The organism is Streptomyces sp. DH12 (assembly GCF_020873895.1).
Classification (GTDB): domain Bacteria; phylum Actinomycetota; class Actinomycetes; order Streptomycetales; family Streptomycetaceae; genus Streptomyces.
This window is the reverse complement of sequence record NZ_JAHWGT010000154.1, coordinates 1-891: the sequence shown is the minus strand read 5'-3', so window position 1 is coordinate 891 and position 891 is coordinate 1. Positions and strand designations below refer to the sequence as shown.

The following is an 891-nucleotide window of genomic DNA, read 5'->3' as shown; positions in this document are numbered from 1 at the left end:
AAGTACCGCCGGCTCCTGCGGCAGCGCGGCATCCGACCGGCGATCGCCGAACGAGGCCAGCCCCACGGCACCGGCCTGGGCACCTCCCGCCGGGTCGTCGAGCGGACCATCGCTCGGCTGCACGGCTTCCGCCGCCTACGCATCCGGCGGGAACGACGCGACGACATCCACGAGGCCTTCCTCAGCCTCGCCGTCTGTCTGATCACCCACCGCCACGTCCAGAGGCTTCGTCAGGGCCAGTGAAGCGTCCTCGGGCTGCTCCGGACCGCCCGGTGACTGCTGAGGAGGTGGCGGTGGAGCAGTCCCCCGCTGAAGCCCATATGGCGTCGTGCCTGACGGCGAGCCGCCGACGGGCTGCGGTATGAGCGTCAGGCCGAGGTGACGGCGGCATGAGCGAGAGCCGCCGTCTCCTGCGGCGTACCGTCGATCGGGATGGCCGAGCCCGCTTCGTCGTCGCCCAGTGGTTCGAAGTCGGCGAACTGCGTACGGAGCAGCTCGGGCGGCATGAAATGGCCCTGTCGCGCGGTGATCCGTGCGGCGATCAGCTCGGGCGAGCCGTCGAGGTGGAGGAAGAAGACGCGCGGTGCGGCGGAGGCCAGCCTGGCGCGGTAGCGGCGCTTGAGCGCCGAGCACGCCACCACGCCTCCGCTGCCCGCGTGGCCGGCCAGCCATCGTGCGATCTCGTCCAGCCAGGGGCGGCGGTCCTCGTCGTCGAGGGGGTGGCCCGCCCGCATCTTCGCCACGTTGGATGCGGGGTGGAAGTCGTCTCCCTCGGCGTACGGAACGCCGAGGTGCCGTGCCAGCAGTCGGCCCACCGTGGTCTTCCCCGAGCCCGAAACGCCCATGACGACGACCAGAGGAGCAATGTGATGAGACATCCGGAGCCTTCCT

1 protein-coding gene and 1 pseudogene are annotated in these 891 nt (G+C 70.9%); one reads left to right on the top strand and one right to left on the bottom strand.

The window, feature by feature from the left end:
* A pseudogene (locus LPA54_RS33170) lies at positions 1-243 on the top strand (IS5/IS1182 family transposase); the annotation flags it as partial.
* 125 nt (positions 244-368) lie between these two features.
* Here the strand turns inward: LPA54_RS33170 and LPA54_RS33165 are convergent.
* Positions 369-878, bottom strand: a complete 510-nt coding sequence (locus tag LPA54_RS33165) for a gluconokinase (protein ID WP_228919666.1) — start codon at positions 876-878, stop codon at positions 369-371.
* Positions 879-891 lie beyond the last annotated feature (13 nt).

What these genes read in the sequence shown, in the direction of transcription:
- LPA54_RS33165 (WP_228919666.1), bottom strand. Translation starts at nt 878, where the DNA reads ATGTCTCATCACATTGCTCCTCTGGTCGTCGTCATGGGCGTTTCGGGC.